Origin of the sequence: Sporosarcina oncorhynchi (assembly GCF_033304615.1) — a bacterium.
GTDB lineage: Bacteria > Bacillota > Bacilli > Bacillales_A > Planococcaceae > Sporosarcina > Sporosarcina oncorhynchi.
Genome location: NZ_CP129118.1, coordinates 1,423,054 through 1,448,030 on the forward strand (window position 1 = coordinate 1,423,054; position 24,977 = coordinate 1,448,030).

General features: G+C 42.5%; 25 protein-coding genes. 23 read left to right on the forward strand and 2 right to left on the reverse strand.

Features of this window, described 5'->3' with window-relative positions:
* Window positions 1-2: 2 nt before the first annotated feature.
* The 7 genes from QWT69_RS06695 (at window position 3) to QWT69_RS06725 (ending at window position 5,872) form a co-directional block, all read left to right on the forward strand.
* A complete protein-coding gene (locus QWT69_RS06695) occupies window positions 3-587 on the forward strand; it encodes a nicotinate-nucleotide adenylyltransferase (RefSeq protein ID WP_317970217.1) in 585 nt (194 codons plus the stop codon).
* Window positions 562-1,140 carry a bis(5'-nucleosyl)-tetraphosphatase (symmetrical) YqeK gene (yqeK, locus tag QWT69_RS06700; RefSeq protein WP_317970219.1) on the forward strand — a complete coding sequence of 193 codons (579 nt, stop codon included), beginning with the start codon at window positions 562-564 and terminating at the stop codon, window positions 1,138-1,140. The genes QWT69_RS06695 and yqeK overlap by 26 nt, the downstream gene beginning before the upstream one ends.
* Window positions 1,141-1,156: 16 nt before the next feature.
* Entirely contained in the window at window positions 1,157-1,501 is a 345-nt protein-coding gene (gene rsfS / locus QWT69_RS06705) for a ribosome silencing factor (protein WP_317970221.1), read from the forward strand.
* Entirely contained in the window at window positions 1,498-2,238 is a 741-nt protein-coding gene (locus tag QWT69_RS06710; RefSeq protein WP_317970223.1) for a class I SAM-dependent DNA methyltransferase, read from the forward strand. The genes rsfS and QWT69_RS06710 overlap by 4 nt, the downstream gene beginning before the upstream one ends.
* 66 nt (window positions 2,239-2,304) lie before the next feature.
* A complete protein-coding gene (locus QWT69_RS06715; protein WP_317970225.1) occupies window positions 2,305-2,970 on the forward strand; it encodes a helix-hairpin-helix domain-containing protein in 666 nt (221 codons plus the stop codon).
* A gap of 23 nt (window positions 2,971-2,993) precedes the next feature.
* Window positions 2,994-3,575, forward strand: a complete 582-nt coding sequence (locus QWT69_RS06720) for a ComE operon protein 2 (RefSeq protein ID WP_317970227.1) — start codon at window positions 2,994-2,996, stop codon at window positions 3,573-3,575.
* Window positions 3,576-3,784: 209 nt separating this feature from the next.
* Window positions 3,785-5,872 carry a DNA internalization-related competence protein ComEC/Rec2 gene (locus QWT69_RS06725; protein WP_317970229.1) on the forward strand — a complete coding sequence of 696 codons (2,088 nt, stop codon included), beginning with the start codon at window positions 3,785-3,787 and terminating at the stop codon, window positions 5,870-5,872.
* A 32-nt stretch (window positions 5,873-5,904) separates the two neighbouring features.
* Here QWT69_RS06725 and QWT69_RS06730 read toward each other — a convergent pair whose 3' ends face one another.
* Entirely contained in the window at window positions 5,905-6,039 is a 135-nt protein-coding gene (locus QWT69_RS06730) for a YqzM family protein (RefSeq protein WP_317970231.1), read from the reverse strand.
* A gap of 153 nt (window positions 6,040-6,192) precedes the next feature.
* Between QWT69_RS06730 and holA the strand changes: the two genes are divergently transcribed.
* The gene (gene holA / locus QWT69_RS06735) at window positions 6,193-7,209 is read left to right on the forward strand and encodes a DNA polymerase III subunit delta (RefSeq protein WP_317970233.1); all 1,017 of its coding nucleotides are present in this window, start codon (window positions 6,193-6,195) and stop codon (window positions 7,207-7,209) included.
* 115 nt (window positions 7,210-7,324) lie between these two features.
* Here holA and rpsT read toward each other — a convergent pair whose 3' ends face one another.
* Window positions 7,325-7,576: a 30S ribosomal protein S20 gene (gene rpsT / locus QWT69_RS06740; protein WP_317970235.1), complete on the reverse strand. Its 252-nt coding sequence runs from the start codon at window positions 7,574-7,576 to the stop codon at window positions 7,325-7,327.
* A 166-nt stretch (window positions 7,577-7,742) separates the two neighbouring features.
* Here rpsT and gpr point away from each other — a divergent pair, with 166 nt between their 5' ends.
* The 15 genes from gpr to floA all read left to right on the forward strand — a co-directional run bounded on the left by gpr (window position 7,743) and on the right by floA (window position 24,971).
* Window positions 7,743-8,774, forward strand: a complete 1,032-nt coding sequence (gpr, locus tag QWT69_RS06745; RefSeq protein ID WP_317970237.1) for a GPR endopeptidase — start codon at window positions 7,743-7,745, stop codon at window positions 8,772-8,774.
* A 53-nt stretch (window positions 8,775-8,827) separates the two neighbouring features.
* Window positions 8,828-9,655, forward strand: a complete 828-nt coding sequence (spoIIP, locus tag QWT69_RS06750; RefSeq protein ID WP_317970239.1) for a stage II sporulation protein P — start codon at window positions 8,828-8,830, stop codon at window positions 9,653-9,655.
* Between the two features lie 197 nt (window positions 9,656-9,852).
* The gene (lepA, locus tag QWT69_RS06755) at window positions 9,853-11,676 is read left to right on the forward strand and encodes a translation elongation factor 4 (protein ID WP_317970241.1); all 1,824 of its coding nucleotides are present in this window, start codon (window positions 9,853-9,855) and stop codon (window positions 11,674-11,676) included.
* A gap of 161 nt (window positions 11,677-11,837) precedes the next feature.
* Complete coding sequence (gene hemW / locus QWT69_RS06760; RefSeq protein WP_317970243.1) at window positions 11,838-12,971, forward strand: radical SAM family heme chaperone HemW; 1,134 nt, start codon at window positions 11,838-11,840, stop codon at window positions 12,969-12,971.
* A gap of 95 nt (window positions 12,972-13,066) precedes the next feature.
* Window positions 13,067-14,122 (forward strand): heat-inducible transcriptional repressor HrcA, encoded by a 1,056-nt coding sequence (gene hrcA / locus QWT69_RS06765; protein WP_317970245.1) that lies wholly within the window; start codon window positions 13,067-13,069, stop codon window positions 14,120-14,122.
* The gene (gene grpE, locus QWT69_RS06770; protein WP_431312321.1) at window positions 14,122-14,739 is read left to right on the forward strand and encodes a nucleotide exchange factor GrpE; all 618 of its coding nucleotides are present in this window, start codon (window positions 14,122-14,124) and stop codon (window positions 14,737-14,739) included. The genes hrcA and grpE overlap by 1 nt, the downstream gene beginning before the upstream one ends.
* 60 nt (window positions 14,740-14,799) lie before the next feature.
* A complete protein-coding gene (dnaK, locus tag QWT69_RS06775; RefSeq protein ID WP_317970247.1) occupies window positions 14,800-16,638 on the forward strand; it encodes a molecular chaperone DnaK in 1,839 nt (612 codons plus the stop codon).
* Between the two features lie 281 nt (window positions 16,639-16,919).
* Window positions 16,920-18,047, forward strand: a complete 1,128-nt coding sequence (gene dnaJ / locus QWT69_RS06780; protein WP_317970967.1) for a molecular chaperone DnaJ — start codon at window positions 16,920-16,922, stop codon at window positions 18,045-18,047.
* A 15-nt stretch (window positions 18,048-18,062) separates the two neighbouring features.
* The gene (gene prmA, locus QWT69_RS06785; RefSeq protein WP_317970249.1) at window positions 18,063-19,007 is read left to right on the forward strand and encodes a 50S ribosomal protein L11 methyltransferase; all 945 of its coding nucleotides are present in this window, start codon (window positions 18,063-18,065) and stop codon (window positions 19,005-19,007) included.
* 3 nt (window positions 19,008-19,010) lie between these two features.
* The gene (locus tag QWT69_RS06790; RefSeq protein ID WP_317970251.1) at window positions 19,011-19,751 is read left to right on the forward strand and encodes a 16S rRNA (uracil(1498)-N(3))-methyltransferase; all 741 of its coding nucleotides are present in this window, start codon (window positions 19,011-19,013) and stop codon (window positions 19,749-19,751) included.
* Window positions 19,752-19,767: 16 nt separating this feature from the next.
* On the forward strand, window positions 19,768-21,108 hold the full coding sequence (gene mtaB, locus QWT69_RS06795) for a tRNA (N(6)-L-threonylcarbamoyladenosine(37)-C(2))-methylthiotransferase MtaB (RefSeq protein ID WP_317970253.1): 1,341 nt from the start codon (window positions 19,768-19,770) through the stop codon (window positions 21,106-21,108).
* Window positions 21,109-21,215: 107 nt separating this feature from the next.
* A complete protein-coding gene (gene deoC / locus QWT69_RS06800; protein WP_317970255.1) occupies window positions 21,216-21,887 on the forward strand; it encodes a deoxyribose-phosphate aldolase in 672 nt (223 codons plus the stop codon).
* 151 nt (window positions 21,888-22,038) lie between these two features.
* Window positions 22,039-22,212, forward strand: a complete 174-nt coding sequence (gene rpsU, locus QWT69_RS06805; protein ID WP_009496905.1) for a 30S ribosomal protein S21 — start codon at window positions 22,039-22,041, stop codon at window positions 22,210-22,212.
* Window positions 22,213-22,620: 408 nt separating this feature from the next.
* Window positions 22,621-23,958, forward strand: a complete 1,338-nt coding sequence (locus tag QWT69_RS06810) for an NfeD family protein (protein ID WP_317970258.1) — start codon at window positions 22,621-22,623, stop codon at window positions 23,956-23,958.
* Window positions 23,958-24,971 (forward strand): flotillin-like protein FloA, encoded by a 1,014-nt coding sequence (gene floA, locus QWT69_RS06815; RefSeq protein ID WP_317970260.1) that lies wholly within the window; start codon window positions 23,958-23,960, stop codon window positions 24,969-24,971. Before QWT69_RS06810 ends, floA begins: the two co-directional genes overlap by 1 nt.
* The last annotated feature ends 6 nt before the right edge of the window (window positions 24,972-24,977 follow it).

Sequence of the window (24,977 nt, forward strand, 5' to 3'; positions counted from 1 at the left end):
GTATGAAAAGAATCGGGTTGCTTGGAGGAACTTTCAATCCTCCGCATATCGGCCATCTCATCATCGCGAACGAAGTGAAACATGCGCTAGACCTTGATGAGGTTCGATTAATGCCGACGGCGATTCCGCCGCATAAATCGAACCCGTCTGACGCCTCACCTGAACAGCGGTTGCATATGGTTTCGCTGGCTGTTGAAAAGGTTGAGGGATTAAAGGCATCTTCATTCGAAGTCGATTATGGAGGCGTATCGTACACGTATGATACAATGAAACGATTGAAAGAACTTGAACCGGAAAGCGACTTCTTTTTCATTATCGGTGGGGATATGATTGATATGCTTTCTAAGTGGTACAAAATTAATGAACTTCAAGAAATCGTTACATTTGTTGGCGTTGATAGACCAGGTGCTGTCGGCCAATCTGCTTTTCCGGTTACAAAGGTGGTAATACCGGAGATTGATCTTTCATCCACACTGATTCGCCAACGGGTTGAAACATCCGGTACGATTCAGTTCCTTGTACCTGATGCAATCGCCACCTATATTCGTCAGGAGGGTCTGTATGGCAGCCGTGAATTTACGGATTGAACTCAAAAACAGATTACCGAAAAAAAGATACGAACATGTGATTAGGGTGACTGAAACTGCGAAGAAATTGGCAGAACAATATGATGTGTCAGTGGAAAAAGCAGAACTGGCCGCATTGTTTCATGATATTGCGAAATTCATGGAACCAACTCAAATGCGGGAGATAATTGAACGTGAAGCGGATCCGACTGATGTATCAGTACTAGGATTTCATCATGAACTTTGGCATGCTGCCGCGGGAAGGCTAATTGCTCGGGATGAATTTGAAGTTCATGATTCTGATATACTGAACGCGATCCGGTTTCATACGACTGGAAGAGCAGCAATGTCTAAGTTGGAAAAAGTGATTTACATTGCGGATTTGATTGAACCTGGCAGGGATTTCCCTGGCATTGGCGAACTGAGAGACACGAACGGAAAGTCGGTAGATGAACTGATGAAGAATTGTGTCAGTCATTCCATTTTATATCTGATTGGAAAAAGGGTTGCAGTCCACCCTGATTCGATTGATTGCTATAACGAACATGTAAAAAAACGGATTGAACAACTATGAAAAGGATCGTGAAAATATGCCAACATTATTAGAAACAGCTTATCAGGCAGTAGATGAAAAAAAGGGGCAAGACATCGTTGTATTAAATATGGAAGGTGTTTCGCTTATCGCAGACCAATTCATCATTTGTCATGCTAACTCGGAACGTCAAGTCCAAGCAATTGCACGTGAAGTGGCGGACAAAGCTTCAAAAAATGAATTCGAAGTGAAGAGAGTAGAAGGATTGGATAATGGAAGATGGGTGCTAGTAGACCTTGGAGACGTCGTTGTTCATGTATTCCACAAAGACGAGCGTGGATATTACAATCTTGAGAGACTTTGGGGAGACGCTCCGTTTCTTAATATGGCCGACAAGCAATGAAAGAAGCTTATACGGATTTCGCACTTGTCTATGATGAATTGATGACTGACATTCCGTATGACAGTTATGTAGAACTAATCGGCTTGGCAACAGGTGAATTGAATGGCAAGCAGATTTTGGATGTTGGCTGCGGAACGGGGTTGTTGTCAGTGAAATTGGCCCGTAAAGGAGCCAATGTCACTGCAATCGATCTCTCATCTGATATGCTGGCAGTCGCAGAAAAACGTGCGCGTGATTTGGCATTGCCAATTCGTTTTATAGAACAACCGATGCAGGAAATACAAGGAGAAGAAAAATATGACGTTGCAGTCATAGCGATCGACTCCTTGAATTATCTTCAAGAACGGGAAGACGTCCTGGAGACTTTTAAAGGAATTCATTCAGCATTGAAACCCGGTGGAAAGCTGTTGTTCGACGTGCATTCTACATTCAAGACAGATACGATTTTTTTGGAAGGTCCTTTTACATTCGACAACGGACGCATTGCATACATATGGGAAACAGAAGAAGGTGACACGGAGCATTCCGTATATTCTGAACTGGCTTTTTTCATCCGTGAGGACAATGGGCTGTACCGTCGATTTGATGAAAGTCATGCTCAACGGACATATCACGTCTATGAATACGTCGATATGTTGCGTGAAGCTGGTTTTACAATTGAGCGGATTTTCGCTGATTGGGAAGATGAGCCACCTGCCGAAGAAAGTGAAAGAATATTTTATCAAGTTTATAAATGAGACTTCCTTTTTTCAGCCTAATCCTTTATAGTGGTGATGACTCCATATGAATGCCTCGCGGAAAGGGTGAAAACACTGTTTCGTAAGTTGGCATTTTTAAAATGGCGTAAGATCATCACCCCTATCGCAGCAATCGCTGTACTATCCGTTATTTTGTTCTTTCCCCGAGGACAAGCTGACAGTCAATTGACTGTGGCAAGCGGATCATCCCCATTTTTTGAAGTTGAAGAAGAAGTTGCTAAGACCGAAGAAGAACCTTACAGTGCCGTTATTCCGACAGCACCTGCACCGATTGTAGTCGATGTGCAAGGAGCTGTATTGCATCCCGGCGTCTATTCATTAAAAGAAGGCGATCGTCTGATTGATGCTATCCATGCCGCTGGAGGTTACTTGGCTGATGCAAATTCCCGTATGCTTAATCATGCGATGAAATTGACGGACGAGTTTTATGTTTATGTTCCCTTGGAAGGCGAAGAAGTGAGTCAGCCGGGATTTACGACCTCCATAACAGGAATAATGGAAAAGCAAACAACCGATGGAAAAGTGAATATCAATCTGGCTGAGTTGCAAGAATTGATGACAATACCGGGTATCGGTCCGTCAAAAGCTGCTGCAATCATCCAATACCGAGATGAAAACGGTTCATTTACATCAACAGATGCGTTAATGGACGTATCAGGCATTGGGCAAAAGACATTTGAAAAGTTGGCGTCTTTTGTAACGGTAGACTAAAAAACGAGTTTGGAGGCATACATATGGAGCGTATTACATGGGATCAGTTTTTCATGGCGCAATGCCATCTGTTGGCAGTCAGAAGTACATGTACAAGACTTGCTGTCGGTGCAACTATCGTTCGAGATAATAGAATTATAGCTGGCGGCTATAACGGGTCCATTTCCGGTGGCGATCATTGTATCGATCACGGATGTTATGTCGTAGGAAATCATTGTGTGCGTACAATCCACGCAGAGATGAATGCATTGCTACAATGTGCGAAATATGGCAGTCCTGTTGAAGGAGCTTCACTTTATGTCACTCATTTTCCTTGTTTGCAATGTTCTAAGGCGATCATTCAGGCAGGCATTAGGAAAGTTAATTATGCGACTAATTATAAGAATGATGAATACGCCATTCAATTGTTCGAGCAATCCGGCGTGGAAGTAAGACATATTCCTTTTGATGAAAGGGAAGTGGACTTCACGAAAGACGGAAAAATCGAGTTAATTACTGAACTGCTGAACAAGATGGAAAGTTTGGGTGCGCCATCTGACGAATTGATTCCCTTTAAAAGAAGGGTGGAAGAACTATTCGGAGATTTATCGGGCAAGTCCGTTTAATTTATCTATGCATACCGGTTGTCATATCGGCCTTTGCCGCATATGGGCCGGTATATCTCTTAACACTGAACCTTCTCCTTATCCCCATTTTTCTTCATAGGAAACACGATCCATTTACACCGTTGCTTGCTATTCTCGCTGCGATGTTTTCTTATTTCTCCTTTTCCTTGCACATTCCCGAACAAAGAACGGATGATCAGCAGATTGTCTTGGACCTCACATGGTTGGATAACGTCAAAATCGACGGAGGGTCGATGAAAGGATTTGCGAAGGACACTTCAGGTGCAACCGTATACGCTGTATACAAGTTTGATAGTGAACGACAGAAAAAAAGCTTCCAAGAAGCCCATATACCTTCCTATACCTTTACGTTGAAAGGGCATTTTGGTGAACTTCAGCCTGCAGCACATGAATATTCATTTTCCATGGAACGGTATGTAAAGATGAATGGAGCAATCGGAATATTCGAGTCGGAAAGCATACTAGATAGCCAAAGTAAATTCAGTTTGCGAGCGCTTTTATCGAAACAGAGATGGCAAGTGAAGCAGCATATTCGAAAGACATTTCCGGAATCGCTCATTGTAGAAGCGGAGGCTTTGCTCATTGGTGACCGAAGTGGGATGGATGAAGAATTGGCGACCAGTTACAGAACGCTTGGCATTACACATTTGTTCGCAATCTCCGGTTTACATGTCGGATTGTTAACGTTTTTTTTGCGTTCCGTTCTTATGCGTTTGTCTATTCGAGTAGAAACTATAGATACACTTCTGATCATTCTATTGCCTTTCTACGCCCTTTTGGCGGGAGGGGCACCATCTGTCTGGAGAGCGGTTTCATTGACGATTCTCATCCTGCTTACGGCTTCTGGAAAGTTGAGATTGAGAACAGATGACGCTCTTGCGCTCAGTGCAATCGGATTCATCTTCATGCAGCCGTTCATTGTCTTCCAACCGGGCTTTCAATTATCATATCTAGCAGCTTTTTCATTAATCTTTTCTTCGAAGATATTGGCGAACACCTCATCAGCGCTTGGCCTATCTTTTGTTGTGACTACAATCACTCAGTTGGCGTTATATCCCGTTCTACTCTTTCACTTTTATGAACTGTCACTCTCATCATTCATCGTAAATCTTCTGTACGTCCCGTTATATTCGATCATCATCTTACCTGCTAATATTCTGTTGCTGCTTTTGACTTTTGGGATGCCTGCGATTGCTGATGTCATATTTGCCATCTACGAACCGTTGCGGAGTTGGATTGCTGTCTTCACTGCGTGGCTGTCTTCGCTTCCGTATCAGATGTGGGTGCCAGGAAGGCCGTCAGGATATCTGTCCGCCTTGGCGGTTTCAGGAGTGTTGGTGTTCTTCATTTGCCTGGAACGCGGACAGAAGCCAATAAGAGCTTTTCTATTCGTTCTAGTTCCTGCTGTTTTCATCCAACTTACACCTTTTATGGAACGTGATCTAAGAGTGACGTTTCTTGATGTTGGACAGGGGGATGCAATTGTCATCGAATTGCCTTACCGAAGAGGTGTGTACTTGTTTGATACCGGTGGGGTTGTCAGATGGGGGGAAGTTAACTGGCGCACGCCGGAGAGGGAATTCGAAGTGGGCAGGAAAATCGTAGTACCATTTTTGAAAGGTAGAGGGATTACGACAATTGATAAAATGATCCTCTCGCACGCGGACAGTGATCATATCGAAGCGGCGGATGAAATACTGGATGAACTTACAGTCAAAGAAATCCATATAGCACCTAATAGTGAAAAGGAAAAGACGATGCAAGATATCGTCAGAATTGCGGGCGAAATGAACATACCGATGCTGTCAATAACTGAAGGAGTAAGCTGGTCAATCGGTTCTGTTGATTTTCATTATATTGCACCTACAGCTGGGAAGTACAATGGAAATGAAAGTTCCCTTGTATTGTTCATAAACACAGACGGACCTTCGTTTTTATTGACAGGAGACTTGGAGTTAGATGGGGAGAAGCGGGTGGTGAAAAAATATGCAGGAACTGATTGGGGAGAACTTATTTTAAAAGCAGGACATCATGGAAGCAGGACATCAAGTTCGGATGGGTTTATACGTGAACTGGAGCCCTCGTTGGCGATTTTGTCATACGGCAGGAAAAACCGTTACGGCCACCCGCATGAAGAAGTGATGGACACTTTTAAAAAATATGAAATTCCAACAATCGCAACGGCAGATGTCGGTTCGATTACGGTCATCGTATCGAAAAAAGGATATACAATTGTCCCTACACAAATAGAAAAGACGGAAATGGCTATTCCGTAGAGGAAAGGCCACTCCGTCTTTTCTACAATCGATTAAAATGCGACGACGTCTATGATTGTAGCAATAACGAAAATTGCAGAAAAAGCAACAAAAGCTACAACAAAGCCAACACCTGAATCTATAAGATCATTGCGTTTAGACTGTACGTCATGTTCAAACTCATTCATTGCTACACCTCCTAATTCCTCTATAGTATAGATGATACCGGATAAAAAATCTATATCAAACCCTTTTTTATAGCGAGTTTATGACAATCGACACAAAGTGTTCATAGACCTTAACCAGTAAGGTATAATGAAAGCACGTCAAAAGGAGTGAATATGTTGGTGAATGCAATCTGGAAGAAGATTAATGAGGGCGATATCGCGCCAGTCTATTTATTGACGGGGACAGAACAGTTCTTGATGGATATGACAATCAAACGGCTAATCAAAGCACTTCCGGATACGGATGCAGATACAGTCATCAGATTTGACCTTGAAGAAACACCGATTGAAGCCGTGATCGAGGAAGCCGATACGCTGCCTTTTCTTGAAGAGCGAAAGCTGATTATCGCGAATAACGCTTCTTTTTTAAAAGCGTCCGATAAATCTAAAGAAAAAGTTGTACATAATATAGCTATGCTGGAAACGTGGCTTGATAATCCATCACCGACAGCTGTTCTTGTTTTCGTGGCACCTTATGAGAAGCTGGACGGACGGAAAAAAATCACGAAAACGTTGCAGCAAAAAACGGTTGTCGTGGAAACAAACGCTTTGACAGGAAGAGACTTAACAACTTGGGTACAACAGGAAGCGAGTACAAATGGCGTAAAAATAAACGCTGAAACTGCACAGATACTTGTAGATTACACAGGGGACAGTTTGCTCTCCTTATCATCCGAACTGTCTAAAATAACGATGTATATGAACGGTGCGGGAGAGGTTACGAAAGAATTAATTGAACTATTAGTACCACGCATGCCTGAGATGGATGTTTTTCGGTTGACGGATGCCTATATGACAGGAAACGTCAAAGAGACGATTAAGATTTATCATGACTTATTGCGAAATGGCGAAGAGCCCATCATGCTCACATCCCTCATTGCAGGTCAGATTCGCCTGATGATTCACGTCTCTACGTTAGTGAAAAAAGGGTATCAGCAACAACAAATCGCCAAAACATTGAGCGTGCATCCCTATCGTGTGAAGCTAATTATGGAAAATCGCCGTATCCCTAATATGGAAAGGCTTTTACTTATCCTGAAGAAGCTTGCGCATATCGACCATCAATTAAAAACAACGAGCGGGAAAAGAGAACGTGTCCTTGAAATATTCTTCATGGAACCGATGCGTTAAAATAGTCATAGTCAAAAAGAAAAGGCTGTCCCACTGTCGAATGAACGACACGAGGACAACCTTTTTTACATTCAGTTCCGAGTGTCAGAAAATCTGATACCGGAAACTTCAGTTCTTATAGCGCCTTTTTAGTAAGACGAGCTTTTTGACGAGCAGCTGTGTTTTTGTGGATTAGACCTTTACGAGCAGCCGTGTCCAAATGTTTAACTGCAGATTTCAAAAGTTCACCTGCGTTCTCTTCTTTGTTAACGAGAGCGTTGTCAGCTTTACGTACAGCAGTACGCATTGTAGCTTTGACGTGTGAGTTTTGTACGTTAGCAGCTTCACTTTGCTTAACGCGCTTGATAGCACCTTTGATGTTTGGCATTCCATTCACCTCCAATTTCAGGTAAGGCAAGAGTGTTTCCATAATTACATTCGGATATCTCTATACAACATTAACATTTTAGCAAGAATAAAGACATAACGCAATAAAAAGATGTAAAGAATATTTCTTCGACGCATCGTGCAAACTGCAGATAGAGGTGATTATAATGGAAAAATACGATTTTTACCGCACCGATCTGCTCGTTGAACACGAAGAGATGGTGAAACACAGGACTGAACAGGAAAAGAAGACGTTAGAAGAATCGGAGGGGATATGGTTCGACGAAAAAAGAACAGGTCGTGTTATTGTGACCTCCGTCAAAATAGCTCCGGAGGGTGAAGAGAGAATTGGGAAAAAAAGAGGAACTTATTTGACGTTGACAGTTCCGACATTATCACCAACAGATTTAGAAGGTTTGGAAGAACTTTCAAAAGTGATGAAAAGCAAACTGTTGGAGATGACATCCCACGTAAAGAATTTAAAAGGCGGTAAGATTCTTCTAATTGGTCTAGGTAACCGCGAAGTGACACCCGATGCGATTGGACCACTGACGATGGATCGCCTGAAGGAAGTCGTCCCGCATTATTATTCAGACGAAGGGAGCCGGTTATTCGTCTATGCGCCAGGTGTGACTATTCAAACAGGTCTTGAAACCGCTCATTTCGTCCAGGCGATGACGAAAGAAATTAAACCTGATTTATTGATTGTTGTAGATGCTCTTGCTGCGAGAGACAGTTCCAGGCTTTGTAAAACAATTCAAATGACCGACACAGGAATACACCCGGGATCTGGTGTTGGAAACAGCCGTAAAGAGGTTTCCGAAGAGACGCTTGGGGTTCCTGTTATTGCAATCGGCATTCCGACTGTCGTGGACGGCCCTGTGCTGATTGCGGACGCCATCAACACGTTATTTAGTTATATTGGATCGAAAATTAAAGAAGAGAGCCATCCCTCATCAAGACTTTCCGTCACGCCGTGGTTACGGTCGGATGATAAGGAAACAGATCCGGCCCACCTTATACCGATATTTGGAGATTGGGCTTCTTGGCCGCATGAGGAGCGTGTTCAATTATTTGAAGAAGTACTTGCAAACCATGAACTTAATACGTTCATTTCACCTAAAGAAATCGATTCATGGGTCTATCAATATGCGGATGTGTTATCGCGTACATTAACCGAGTGGATCGAAGAGATTTAATGAGTCATGGACCCGGTTCTTCAAACATATAGTTGAAGACGGGGGGATGCTGCTTGAAAAAAAACTTGCAAATATGGTCTGTAGTTATACTCGTTCTTTTCCTTTTCCCGGTTATTATTCAATTCATACCGGAAGAATCCAAAATCTCCAATTCGAAAATCATCAAAGAGAATGCGCTCATTGTCTACGCCTCGAATATTGTGGAGGAAGACATACCGGAAGAGGAAGTGGAACCAGAATTGGAAATCCAAACCGAACCGGAACAGAAAATCGGAAGCCTGCTGCTATACTTCACCCATTCGACAGAAGCCTATCAACCGATCACGAAGAGTGTAGACGGTAAGATAGCAGTTTCTAATCATCAAACCGAAAATGTTATGAAGATGGGTGACAAATTAAAGGCACAACTTGACATGTACGGCGTGGAGACCGATACACTAAAAAAAGCCGTTCCTTATGTTCGTGCTTATCGCGATATGAGACCGTATGTGAAAAAGAGGATTTCTGAAAAGGACTATGATCTGATTATTGATGTCCACCGTGATTCCGTAGGCCCTGATAAAACGACAATCGTACATGGATCCGAACGGTACGCGAAAGTGGCATTTGTAGTAGGAACCGATAATCCCAACTATAAAAAGAACGAAGCTATGACAAACCGGCTGAAAACGGAAATGGAAAAGCGAATACCGGGTATTACAAGAAATGTTATTCCTAAAGGTGGAGCAGGCGTGGATGGTAAGTACAATCAAGACCTTCACCCAAATATAATTCTTCTGGAATTAGGCGGTATCGGCAATACGGAAGATGAACTGAATCGGACTATCGCCGTCATCGCTGAATCGGTAAAAGAAATGTTAGAACAAATGAAAGAGAAGTGATACGGACAGAGCTTTGCGGATTACATATCGCAAAGCTTTTTCCCATGAGTCCAATCTTTATCATTCTGCCTTCATCTGTTAGACTTAATAAGGTAATATGAGTAAAATAGGCGATTTTATCGAAAAACAAGAAAATGTAACATGTTTATCAGTTGTTTGCTATAATGCAAATAGCTTATATAGGAGTGAACTTACAGATGAATCATGAAGAAAGAATGGCACGCCAAAAAAACATAAGAAACTTCTCAATTATTGCCCATATCGACCACGGTAAATCGACGCTGGCCGATCGCTTATTGGAGAAGACCGAAACAGTTACATCACGTGATTTGAAATCACAGACATTGGATTCGATGGATATTGAACGTGAACGCGGAATCACCATCAAGTTGAACGCAGTGCAATTGAAGTACAAAGCAAAGAATGGTGAAGATTATACATTCCATCTCATCGACACGCCAGGGCACGTCGACTTCACCTATGAAGTTTCACGTAGTCTTGCTGCATGTGAAGGGGCAATCCTTGTAGTGGATGCTGCACAAGGTATCGAAGCTCAGACACTGGCTAACGTCTATTTGGCGCTGGATAATGATCTTGAAATCCTTCCTGTTATTAATAAAATTGACTTACCTGCAGCTGACCCGGATAAAGTGAAGCAAGAGATTGAGGACGTCATCGGCCTTGATGCGTCTGAAGCTGTTCATGCTTCTGCGAAAGCCGGAATCGGCATCGAGGAAATCCTAGAACAAATTGTCGAGAAAGTGCCGGCACCAACGGGAGATCCGCAAGCACCGCTTAAAGCGCTAATTTTTGACTCCCATTACGATCAGTACAAAGGTGTCATCGTCAATATCCGTATCGTTGAAGGGACAGTTAAACCTGGAGACAAAATTCGGATGATGGCAACAGGCAAAGAGTTCGAAGTGCTTGAAACAGGCGTATTTACACCGACGATTTCCTTAAGGGACGAACTGTCCGTTGGAGACGTAGGGTTTTTATCCGCGGCGATTAAAAATGTTGGGGATACAAGAGTCGGGGATACGATAACAACTGTAAAAAATTCTGCGGATGCGCCGTTGCCTGGTTATCGTCGTATGAATCCAATGGTGTTCTGCGGTTTGTATCCAATTGATTCATCCCGATATGTTGATTTGAGAGAAGCACTTGAAAAATTGGAGTTAAATGACTCAGCTCTTGAGTATGAGGCGGAAACTTCTCAGGCATTAGGATTCGGATACCGTTGTGGGTTCCTAGGACTTCTACATATGGAGATCATTCAGGAACGGATTGAACGGGAATTTAAAATCGATTTAATTACAACAGCGCCAAGTGTAATTTACAATGTTGTATTGACAGATGGCACGCAGTTAAAAGTGGACAATCCTTCTATGATGCCTGATGCACAGAAAATCGATCATGTTGAAGAACCTTATGTCAAAGCATCAATCATGGTGCCGAATGATTATGTCGGTTCCGTGATGGAATTGTGCCAGCAGAAACGCGGAAATTTTATGACGATGGATTATCTTGACTCGTCTCGTGTCAACATCATCTATGAACTTCCCCTTGCTGAAATCGTTTATGACTTCTTCGATCAATTGAAATCAAGCACAAAAGGGTACGCATCGCTTGACTATGAATTGATTGGTTACAAAGAATCGAAACTTGTGAAGATGGATATCCTTTTGAATAGTGAAAACGTTGATGCGTTGAGCTTCATCGTCCACCGTGATTTCAGCTATGAACGCGGCAAGGCAATTGTTGAGAAATTACGTAAGCTCATTCCGCGCCAGCAGTTCGAAGTGCCGGTACAAGCTGCAATCGGACAGAAGATCGTTGCCCGTTCAACCATTAAGTCGATAGGTAAAAACGTTCTTGCGAAATGTTATGGTGGAGATATCTCACGTAAACGTAAATTGTTGGACAAGCAAAAAGAAGGTAAGAAACGCATGAAGCAAGTCGGCTCTGTTGAAGTGCCACAGGAAGCGTTCATGGCTGTCCTGAAAATGGACGAGGAATAATAGCCATACAGGAAATTGGGTTCCTTTTGGGGACCCTTTTTTCTTTGTTCACTTGTCAATCGTTTGTGCAGTAGGAACGGATGCGGTAAACTGTTTTGTTGTACTGTCATTATTAAACGCGCAGCACAATAGTTGCTGTTTTGAAAGGAGAGAAACACCAAATGCGAGGGTTGTATATTCATATTCCTTTCTGCCATCAGATTTGTCATTATTGTGATTTTAATAAAGTGTTTTTCAAAAACCAACCTGTCGATGAGTATATCGAATCGATTGGGAAAGAACTTTCCATAATGGTCGCTGAAGGCCATTCATTCATAGATGTCGAAACCGTGTTTTTTGGCGGCGGGACACCGACTTCCTTATCAGAAAAACAGTTAGATCGACTTTTGGAAATCGTGCATCAGTATGTGGATGTTAAATCCCTGCGCGAGTTTTCTACAGAAGCGAATCCGGATGAATTGACGGACGGTAAACTATCCGTGCTGAAAAATGGGCAAGTGAACCGGTTGAGCATAGGGGTCCAATCGTTCGATGAACAGTTATTGAAAAGGATTGGAAGGACACATGGCGCAAACGATCCATTGAAAGTCATCCAGTCCGCACGCAGCATCGGATTTGAAAATATAAGCATCGATCTAATTTATGCACTTCCAGATCAAACGATTCAACAATGGGAGGATACGATTGATATCGCGTTAGAACTCGATCTGCCTCATTACTCGGGCTATTCTTTGATTGTAGAACCGAAAACGGTCTTTTATAATCTCATGAACAAAGGGAAGCTTCCTTTGCCGGGCGAAGATGCAGAAACAGAAATGTTTTCCATGTTAATGCAACGAATGGAGCAAGCTGGAAAAAGTCAGTATGAAATTAGTAACTTCGCTGTACCTGGTCACCAATCGATTCATAACCTGATTTATTGGGATAATGATGAGTATGCGGGTGTAGGTGCGGGGGCGCATGGATTTCTGAAGGGTCAGCGGTATGCGAATATTGGTCCACTTAAGAAGTATATGGAGAAAACAGATATAGGTAGCCGCCCAATTATGGAAAGTCATGAAGTAACTCCTGTCGAAGCGATGGAAGAAGAGATGTTTTTAGGGTTGCGGAAAATGGAAGGTGTTTCATTTGATGCTTTCCATTCAAAATTCGGGGTCCACATGGTTGAAATCTATGATGATGCGTTGAAAGAATTGAGTGGTAAAGGACTAATCGAACTGTCAGAAGACCGTATTAAGCTTACCCGAAAAGGGATTTTCCGTGGCAACGAAGTGTTCCAGCAATTCCTGAAATGATTCAGAGTTAAATCGTTGACAGGTCCATTCCAATTTGATAAATTATGAGTAGTATTAGCACTCGCTTAATAAGAGTGCTAACAGGAGTGATGATTATGTTGACAAACAGACAATTGCTTATATTGCAACTGACGGTTAACGATTTCATCGAATCCGCTCAACCTGTCGGCTCTAGGCAGTTATCTAAAAAACCGGAAGCACCTTTCAGTCCAGCTACGATCAGAAATGACATGGCTGACTTGGAGGACTTGGGCTATTTGGAAAAAACCCATACCTCTTCAGGTAGGGTGCCGTCCGAAAAGGGATATCGCTTCTATGTCGATCATCTATTGACGCCGGAGAAGCTTACATTGGAAGATAGTGTTCAATTACGTTCCATTTTTCAAAACCGCGTTGTAGAGACGGAGGAATTGATACGCAATTCCGCAAAGATCATTTCCGAATTGACCAACTACACGTCTGTCCTGTTGGGGCCGGATATGTCGATGCATTCTGTGAAACGGTTTTCCATTGTGCCTTTGGATTCAACAAAGGCTGTTGCGATTATCGTCACCGATAACGGACATGTTGAAAATCGAGTATTTGATGTTCCGCAAGGTATGATGGCCTCGGATATTGAAAAAATGGTCAATATTTTGAATGACCGGCTTGTAGGAACTCCTTTGAATTTTCTTCAACACAAGCTAGCTCACGAAGCAAAAACGGTTTTCGAGCAGCATGCGCATCATGCGGGTGATCTGTTTGCATCGTTCCAACAGGCTATGACGATCAAACCCGAAGAACGACTGTATTTCGGCGGTAAAATGAATATGATGAAACAACCGGAATTCAATGATTTCCAAAAAATGAAAATGTTTTTTGAAATGATGGAAAACGATGTGCCGGCGATGACCTTCTTTCAAGATGATACAAAAGGAATTCATGTACGAATCGGTTCTGAAAACAAGCACAATGCGATGGAGGATTACAGCATCATCACCGCAAATTATGCGGCGGGCGAACATGTTGCGGGATCTATCGCAATCATCGGACCGAAAAGGATGGATTACGGCCGGGTCATCACGATGCTTGATATTTTAAGCGAAGACTTATCAAACGCGTTAGGAAAATTGACGATCGGTAGCGTTGGAGTGGACAGGAGGAAAGAGTAATGGCTAATAATAGCGATAAAATGGAAAATGATACAGTAGATACTGAAAAAGATGTAGTTGAAATGAATGATGAGGGTTTGGCAGAACAAGCTGAGTCAGATGAACTTGCAAATGATTCAATGAATCAAGAAATGTCTAAAGAACCTTCTGAAGAAACAGATCCGAAAGATCAAAAAATTGCAGAATTGGAATCCGCATTGGAAGAAGAGGAGAACAAGATGCTCCGCATACTTGCCGATTTTGAGAATTCCAAGAGAAGAGCAACGCTTGACAAGGAAGCAATGAACAAATATAAAGCGCAAAGTATCTTGACTGGGCTGCTACCAGTTCTCGATAATTTCGAACGTGCACTTGCTGTAGAAGCGAAAGCGGATGAAGCGAAGTCACTTATGACTGGTATGGATATGATTTATCGTAATTTGCTGGAGTCGTTGAAGGCCGAGGGGCTTGTCGAAATTGATTGTGTGGACAAGGAGTTCGACCCTAACTTCCATCAAGCTGTTATGACAGAAAAGGATCCTGACAAGGAATCTAACATAGTGCTTCAAGAGCTTCAAAAAGGGTATATGTTAAAAGATCGTGTCCTGCGACCATCAATGGTCAAAGTGAACGAATAATCGTTGTAAAACGTTCGTTAATAATCTATGGAATGATCCATTTATCTAGGAGGAAATCAAATGAGTAAAATTATCGGTATTGACTTAGGTACAACAAACTCAGTAGTAGCAGTTTATGAAGGTGGAGAAGCGAAAGTTATTCCGAATCCGGAAGGCAATCGTACAACACCTTCCGTCGTAGCTTTTAAAAATGGGGAACGTCAAGTAGGGGAAGTTGCTAAGCGTCAATCAATTACAAATCCGAACACGATCATGTCCGTTAAAAGACATATGGGTTCTGACTATAAGGTAAAAGCAGAAGATAAAGAGTATACTCCGCAAGAAGTTTCTGCAATGATTCTTCAATACATGAAAGGTTATGCAGAAGAGTACTTAGGCGAAAAAGTAACGAAAGCGGTCATTACAGTTCCTGCATATTTCAATGACGCACAACGTCAGGCGACAAAAGACGCAGGTACGATCGCTGGTCTTGAAGTTGAAAGAATTATTAACGAGCCGACAGCAGCCGCTTTGGCTTACGGTCTTGATAAAACAGACGAAGACGAAACAATTCTTGTGTACGACCTCGGTGGTGGTACATTTGACGTATCTATCCTTGAGCTTGGAGACGGCGTTTTCCAAGTGCGGGCAACTGCGGGTGACAACAAACTAGGTGGAGATGACTTCGATGATATCGTCATTGACTATCTAGTTCAGGAATTCCGTAAAGAAAACGCAATCGATCTTTCAAAAGACAAAATGGCGATGCAACGTTTGAAAGATGCGGCAGAAAAAGCGAAAAAAGACCTTTCAGGTGTAACGTCAACACAAATTTCGCTGCCATTCATCACTGCAGGAGAAGCGGGTCCTCTTCATTTGGAAATTTCACTAAGCCGCGCGAAATTTGATGAGTTGACTGCAAGCTTGGTTGAGCGTTCTATGGTTCCTACTCGTCAAGCAATGAAAGATGCTGGCTTGTCTCCTTCTGAAATCGACAAGGTTATCCTAGTTGGTGGTTCAACACGTATTCCGGCTGTTCAGGAAGCGATTAAGAAAGAAACAGGAAAAGAACCATTCAAAGGCGTAAACCCTGACGAAGTGGTTGCAATGGGTGCTGCGGTTCAAGGCTCAATCCTTCGTGGAGATGTGAAAGATGTTGTGTTACTTGACGTCACTCCATTATCTTTAGGAATTGAAACAATGGGCAGTGTGTTTACAAAGCTAATTGAACGTAATACAACTATTCCAACAAGTAAATCGCAAGTATTCTCTACTGCTGCTGACAATCAACCTGCTGTAGATATCCATGTACTTCAAGGTGAGCGTCCGATGGCGACAGATAATAAAACGCTTGGTCGATTCCAATTGACGGATATTCCACCGGCACCACGTGGAATTCCACAGATTGAAGTAACGTTCGATATCGACAAAAACGGTATTGTTACAGTAAAAGCAAAAGATCTTGGTACACAAAAAGAGCAGAATATTACCATTCAATCTAGTTCAGGCCTTTCTGATGATGAAATCGAGCGTATGGTTAAGGATGCAGAATCTAATGCGGAAGCAGATAAACAACGCAAAGAAGAAGCAGACTTGAAAAATGACGCAGACCAATTAGTGTTCATGGCTGAAAAGACAGTCAAAGACCTTGAAGGTAAAGTTTCTGAAGAAGAAGTGAAAAACGTAGAAGAAGCAAAAGAAGAGTTGAAAACTGCTATTGAAGCAGGCAACTTGGAAGATATGCGCACGAAGAAAGATGCTTTAGAAGAAATTGTTCAGCAAATGACGATGAAACTATACGAACAAGCTGCCGCTGAAGCGCAAGCTCAAGAAGGTAATGGTGAAGCTGGAGATCAGCCACAGGACGATGGCGTTGTTGACGCTGAATTCGAAGAAGTGGATGATGACAAGAAAAACTGATTTAACAAACGATTGACGGAAAAGTCAAAGTCCGATATTCCGGCTTTGACTTTTTCTTGTGTTATGAACCGGAGGGAAGAGAACGAATGAAAATCCTTTTTGTCTCTTCATTCCTAGCATGTTACAATGAGTCGAACCTTCAATCCCGTGTGGATTGTAAGTAGAACCGATCTAACCGGGCAGTTGATTCCTAAGTAAAATCTAATGAACAATTAGAAACGGGAATTGGCTGCTCATTCATATGAATAAGTATTAGTCAATGATCCAGGGAGAGTGGAATGATGAGTAAACGTGATTATTACGAAGCGCTTGGCGTACCTAAGACGGCAAGCAAAGAGGAAATTAGAAAAGCATACCGTAAACTTTCAAAGCAATTTCACCCAGACTTGAACAAAGAAGCAGGTGCAGAAGATAAATTCAAAGAAATTACTGAAGCGTTCGAAGTGTTGAATGACGAGAACAAACGTGCGCAATACGACCAATATGGCCATGCGGATCCTAACCAAGGGTTCGGCGGGTTTGGTGGTGGCGGTTCTGCGGATGGTTTCGGATTCGAAGATATTTTCAGTACGTTCTTTGGTGGAGGCGGTGGAAGACGCCGTGATCCAAATGCGCCAAGAAAAGGCGATGACCTCCAATATACGATGACCATCGATTTCATGGAGGCTGTATTTGGGAAAGAAACTGAAATTGAAGTTCCGCGCGAGGAAGAATGCGATACATGTGATGGTTCAGGTGCCAAAAAAGGTACTCCTGTCAATACGTGTACGAATTGCGGTGGTTCAGGTCAGATTTCAGTAACACAAAATACGCCACTCGGACAAATGGTTAATCGACGGACATGTCCACAATGTCAAGGAACAGGTAAAATCATTCCTGAGAAATGTTCAACATGCCACGGAGCAGGTAGAGTTACGAAACGCAAGAAGATTAAAGTAACAATTCCGGCAGGTGTTGACAATGGGCAGCAGTTGCGTGTGAATGGACAGGGTGAGGCAGGAGTTAACGGCGGTCCTTCGGGAGATTTGTACATCGTATTCCGAGTAAAAGATCATGAACGGTTTATCCGTGAAGAAGACGATATCTATCTTGAGGTACCGATGACGTTCCCGCAGATGGCGCTTGGTGATGAACTAGAAGTTCCTACAGTTCATGGGAATGTTAAGTTGAAAATACCCGCAGGAACCCAAACGGGAACGAACTTCCGTTTACGCGGCAAAGGCATCAAAAATGTACACGGTCATGGAACAGGGGATCAGCATGTAATTGTAAAAGTGATTACTCCTAAGAAAATGACTGAAAAACAAAAAGAGCTGCTACGTGAGTTTGCGTCAATCGAAGGTAACTCTCCGGATGAGTACTCCAGCACTTTTTTTGATAAAATCAAGCGTACAATCAAAGGTGACTGAAAGGGATGAAAGCTGTTGAAATGGTCCGAAATCTCCATCCATACAACACATGAAGCGACTGAAGCGGTTGCAAATATTTTGCATGAAGCAGGTGCCAGCGGTGTCATCATTGAAGATTCCCATGAACCTGACAGAATCCATGAAGATAAATTCGGTGAAATCTACGAACTTAAGAAAGAAGATTTTCCTGAAGAAGGCGTCATCGTCAAAGCTTATTTACCGGTCAACAGTTTCCTTATAGAAACCGTAAAAGAAATCAGTGAATCTGTTGATAATCTTGTTGAATATGGGCTCGATGTAGGTATAAATCTTGTCAGTACGAACGAAGTTGATGAAGAGGACTGGGCAACGTCTTGGAAAAAGTATTATCATCCAGTCAAAATATCAGAAAGATTCACGATTGTTCCCACTTGGGAAGACTATGAATTGGTCGATTCAGATGAATTGATTATTGAACTCGATCCGGGGATGGCTTTCGGTACAGGGACGCATCCAACGACAGTCATGTGTCTTCAAGCGCTTGAAAAGTATGTGAAAAAAGGTGATTCAGTCATCGATGTTGGCACCGGTTCAGGGGTGTTGTCAATCGGAGCTGCGCTTCTTGGTGCAAAGACTGTTCATGCATTAGACCTCGATGAAGTCGCTGTTACTGCAGCGAAAGAGAATATTCAGTTGAATAAAGTCCAGGAGATCGTACAGGTTACGCATGGCAATCTGTTGGATTCGATTAAAGAACCGGCATCCGTTATTGTGGCAAACATTCTTGCTGAAGTGATTATGACATTTTCACAAGATGCCTACGCGATTCTACCTGAAGGCGGCCTGTTCATAGTTTCCGGAATCATTGCCCAAAAACGGGATCTCGTGAAAGATGACCTTGTTTCAAAAGGATTTGAAATTATCGAATCAGTTCTAATGGAAGATTGGGTTGCCATCATCGCTGCTAAAAGGAGCGTGTAACTGTTGCAACGCTATTTCCTCGAGAATACATTCGATGAAGATGATCGATCTGAAATTTGCGGTGAAGACGGTAAGCATATTGTCAGAGTAATGAGGATGTCCATTGGTGATCAGCTAATTGGCGTCGCTAATGAAGAAGCTCATATAGCAGAAATTATAAGCATTTTACCGGATGGAGTGGAAATTCGTAAAATCGAAGGTCCACTTCCTTCCAATGAAATGCCTGTGAAAGTTTCGATTGCATGTGGACTGCCAAAAGGGGATAAGCTTGATTTGATTGTCCAAAAAGGGACTGAATTAGGTATGACGGCGATCCTTCCATTTGAAGCAGAAAGGTCAATTGTCAAATGGGATGAGAAAAAAGGCGGTAAAAAAGTTGATAGATTACGGAAAATTGCTAAGGAAGCGGCTGAGCAATGTCATCGCACAGTCGTTCCAATGGTTGAAAATCCGAAATCGTTTAAACAATTGATACAAGCCTCCTCGTCGTTCGATGTGTGCCTATTCGCTGATGAAGAAGATGCAAAAAGTGAACTTCCTAATAAAATTGCAGATAGATTGAAAAACGTGTATGATAAACAGTCAGTATTAGTCGTTTTTGGGCCGGAAGGCGGTCTATCAAGGAAAGAGGCGGAAATGCTCATTTCCGCCAACTTTCTTCCTGTCTCACTGGGACCGCGTATCCTGAGAACGGAAACGGCCCCATTATATGTCTTGTCCGCAATGTCTTACGAATTTGAATGAAAGAGGTGAGCAGCTAGTGTCTTCTGTTGCTTTTCATACATTAGGCTGCAAAGTGAACCATTACGAAACGGAAGCGATTTGGCAATTATTCAAAGACGCCGGGTACGATCGTTCTGAATTCGAAAAAAATGCAGACGTGTATGTTATTAATACATGTACCGTTACAAATACTGGAGATAAGAAAAGCCGCCAGGTGATCAGACGTGCAGTTCGAAAGAATCCTGACGCCGTTATTTGTGTAACGGGTTGTTATGCCCAGACCTCGCCGGCGGAAATTATGGCCATTCCTGGCGTTGATATTGTTGTCGGCACACAGGACCGTACAAAGCTGCTTGGACTGATCGACGAATATAGAGTTGAACGTCAGCCGATCAATGCTGTGCGGAACATCATGAAGAATCGTGTATACGAAGAATTGGATGTGCCCGCCTTCACTGACCGGACAAGAGCGTCACTCAAAATCCAAGAAGGATGCAATAACTTCTGCACGTTTTGCATTATTCCTTGGGCACGTGGTCTCATGCGTTCAAGAGATCCTGAAGAAGTCATTCGACAAGCTCAACAGCTGGTCGACGCAGGATATTTGGAAATTGTTCTTACGGGTATCCACACCGGAGGTTATGGAGAAGATCTAAAAGACTATAACTTAGCCAGATTACTCCGTGATCTTGAAACAAAAGTGACGGGACTGAAAAGATTACGTATCAGTTCTATCGAAGCGAGCCAACTGACTGATGAAGTTATCGAAGTGCTAAAAGAATCGAAAACAATTGTCCGCCATCTACATATTCCGATTCAATCCGGATCAGATACAGTCTTGAAACGGATGAGAAGAAAATATACGATGGAATTTTTTGCTGAGCGTTTAGACAGACTACGTGAAGCATTGCCTCATCTTGCAATCACATCAGACGTCATTGTCGGTTTCCCGGGTGAAACGGAAGAAGAGTTCATGGATACATACAATTTCATCCGTGACCAACGTTTCTCCGAACTCCATGTCTTCCCGTATTCTAAACGTACTGGTACTCCCGCTGCGCGTATGGAGGACCAAGTTGATGAAGAGGTTAAAAACGAACGCGTCCATCGTCTGATTGAATTGAATGATCAGTTGGCAAAACAATATGCGTCAGAATTCGAGAATGAAGTGCTTGAAGTTATTCCGGAAGAGAAATACAAGCTTGATCCTGAAAGTGGTCTTTATGAAGGCTATACAGACAATTATTTAAAAGTCGTATTTTCTGCAGATGAGTCCATGGTTGGTCAAATTGTCAAAGTGAAAATTACGAAAGCGGGTTATCCGTATAATGAAGGGCAGTTTGTCCGGGTTATGGATTCTGCTGGTACATTAGTATAACGCTATTTTTAACAGTCTATCCAATTACGGATGGACTGTTTTAGTGCGTAAGAATACATTCTTTGATATGATGTTAGAGGTACATACATCTCAAGGAGGAATATACGGTGACTAAAAATTACGCTTCCTATATCGATCATACAGCACTAAAAGCAGATACGACGAAAGAACAGATCCTGTCATTATGTGAAGAAGCCAAAACATACTCTTTCGCTTCAGTTTGTGTCAATCCGGCATGGGTTAAGACGGCGAGTGCAAGCTTAGATGGTTCTTCCGTAAAAGTGTGCACAGTCATCGGCTTCCCGTTAGGCGCTTCAACGGCTGCGGTCAAAAAGTTCGAAACTTCTGACGCGATTAGCAATGGCGCAACTGAAATAGACATGGTCATTAACATCGGTGCATTAAAAAGCGGTGATGATGCTACAGTCAAAGAAGATATACTTTCTGTCGTAGAAGCTGCAAAAGGTTCGGCGATTGTAAAAGTCATCATTGAAACATCTCTTTTGACGGATATCGAAAAGAGAAAAGCATGTGAATTAGCACTTTCCGCAGGAGCTGATTTCGTCAAAACTTCTACCGGATTCTCTACAGGCGGCGCTACAGTAGCAGACATCAAGCTTATGCGTGCAGTTGTCGGTCCTGAAATGGGAGTGAAAGCTTCTGGAGGCGTCCGTAACTTCGATGATATGGAAATGATGATTGAAGCTGGCGCAACAAGAATTGGAGCAAGTTCAGGCGTTCAAATCATGCAAGGCCTTGAAAGTAATTCGGATTATTAATAGCTTCTTAGCATTACAATAAAAGAATTTCAGTTATCCTACTGCTATTTTGAAAGTTTTTTATTGACCGCAAACAAATAATACGATATAATTTTTTAGTACAAGGACTAAATCCTTGTTCGAAGTGTGCTCGGAGGGAGGGACAAGAGATATGACAAAAACTGTCGTTCGCAAAAATGAATCGCTTGAAGACGCTCTTCGCCGCTTCAAACGTACTGTATCGAAAAGCGGTACAATACAAGAGGTAAGAAAGCGTGAATTCTACGAGAAACCAAGTGTCAAACGTAAAAAGAAGTCTGAGGCTGCTCGTAAGCGTAAATTCTAATATTTGTCCATATGAGTCGATAAACTTAGCGTGACTATGAATGAAATCGGGAAATCCTAACGGGTTTTCCGGTTTTTTATTATGCTTCACAATGCTGTATAATGCATATCCTAACTAGCGTTTGTCCATTGAAATTAGGATAGAAGACGCTTACAAACTTGGTTTTTCTTCCTGGGAAAGAATAACAAAGATGAATGAAGTACAACTTGGACAAAATACTGAAGTAACATAATACAGCACAGTAGACGGTAAATATAATTTGAATACCTCGGGAATAATATGTGAATGTAAATCATTACGATAATAATGAATGCATAGTAAATAATTTCACATGAATAGTGAATCTTTTTGGCATTCGCTTACGTATAGAAGGTATAATTACTTCTAGAGAAAGAGGTGAACGAACTGATGCGTAAAATGATAGGGAAGATGATCCTGTTCATTTTGTTACTCTCGGTCATTGCGGTTCCTTTTTCGAATACAGAGGCCGCAGGAAACACTGTATACCATGTGAAGTTAGATGACAATGTCGAGAAAGGTCTTTATGCGTATTTGAAGCGGTCGTTCAGAGAAGCTGAAGAAGCTGACGCCAAAGCGATCATTCTTGAAATTGATACACTTGGGGGATTCATCGATGCTGCTGGACAAATCGGCGAACTGATGGATGATACTGAACCCGAAATCATCGCATACATCAATTACCGTGCAATTTCTGCAGGAGCTTTCATAGCGCTTCATGCGGATAAGATCTATATGTCTCCGAACGGTAAAATAGGCGCTGCGCAAGCGGTTGATGGGTCGGGGAAAGCCGTAGAAGAGAAATCTAACAGCTTCTGGAAAGCTGAAATGGTAAGTGCCGCGGATACTTTTAATCGAAATTCGGAAATTGCATTGGCAATGGCAGATGATACGCGTGATTTTCCGCAATATCGGGCTGGCGTAGGTAAGCTCTTAACGTTAACAGCTCGCGAAGCTGCATCAAAGGAAGTCGGTTATAGTGAAGGGACAGTTTCTTCCTTCGATGAGCTTGTCGGGTTGCTAGGTTTCAGTGATTCCGAAATTGTTAAAACGAAAGTATCATTCGCGGAAGGGATTGTGCGATTCATCACAAACCCGATTGTTGTACCGATATTGTTGTCAATTGCTGGTTTAGGCCTAGTTGTTGAACTGTATTCACCTGGATTCGGAGTTGCAGGGACAATGGGTATTTCATCATTATTGTTATTCTTTTTCGGGCATCTGATTGCTGGATTGGCAGGATATGAAACACTGATTCTATTCGGTGTAGGCGTTGTGCTCGTCCTTTTAGAATTTTTCATAGCAGGAGGGATAGCCGGAGCATTAGGTGCGATCGCTATCGTGGCAAGTATCATTATGGCGGGCGCTAATCCTGCGTACATGGCATATTCTGTCCTGATCGCATTAGCTGTAGCCGTCAGTGGGATGGTGATCATTATGAAGTTTTTTGGCAGAAAATTGCATTTGCTTAATAAGATGATTTTGATGGATGCAACTGACACAGAAAGTGGTTATGTCTCCAATATTAATCGGACAGACTTGTTAGGTAAGAGAGGGCTAGCGATTACTCCACTCAGACCATCTGGTACAATCGAAGTGGATGGTGAACGTGTAGATGTCGTCTCGCAAGGAAGTTACATCAGCAAGAGCAAACATGTTATCATAGTAAAGGTTGAAGGTTCTCGTATTGTTGTTCGAGAATTTAACGAAAAGGGGGAAAATGAATAATGTTAGAAGCTCTAGGAGTAGGTGGAATTATGATTCCAATCGTCATCATCATTTTGGCGATCATCGTATTATCAGTATTCTTTACACTTGTTCCAGTAACTCTGTGGATTTCCGCATTGGCTGCAGGTGTACGTGTTAGTATTTTCACATTAATCGGGATGCGTTTACGTCGGGTAATTCCGAGTAGAGTCGTCAACCCGTTAATCAAAGCTCATAAAGCCGGTTTGAATGTAACAATCAACCAGTTGGAAAGTCACTACTTAGCTGGTGGTAACGTTGACCGTGTTGTAAACGCTTTGATCGCTGCACATCGTGCAAATATCGAGTTGACTTTTGAACGTGCTGCAGCAATCGATCTTGCAGGACGTGACGTTTTAGAAGCGGTACAAATGTCTGTTAACCCAAAAGTCATCGAAACACCATTTATCGCAGGTGTTGCAATGAATGGTATCGAAGTGAAAGCAAAAGCGAGAATTACAGTACGTGCAAATATCGAACGTCTAGTCGGTGGTGCGGGTGAAGAAACGGTAGTTGCGCGTGTCGGTGAAGGGATTGTATCAACAATCGGTTCTTCGATTGACCATGCAAAAGTTTTGGAAAATCCGGATTTGATTTCACGAACTGTATTGGCGAAGGGGCTTGACTCAGGTACAGCTTTTGAAATCTTATCTATCGATATTGCGGACGTTGATATCGGCAAGAACATTGGTGCTGAACTTCAGACTGAACAAGCAATGGCTGACAAGAATATTGCACAGGCAAAAGCTGAAGAACGTCGTGCAATGGCCGTTGCAAATGAACAGGAAATGAAAGCGAAAGTCCAAGAGATGCGCGCGAAAGTTGTCGGAGCCGAAGCTGAAGTTCCATTGGCGATGGCAGAAGCGCTTCGTTCAGGTAATATTGGTATAATGGAGTATATGAACTACAAGAACATCCAGGCGGATACAGGTATGCGCGATTCAATCAGCAAAATCGGTGCAGATCAACAAAAAAACGATTCCTCTAAAGAGTGATCTTTG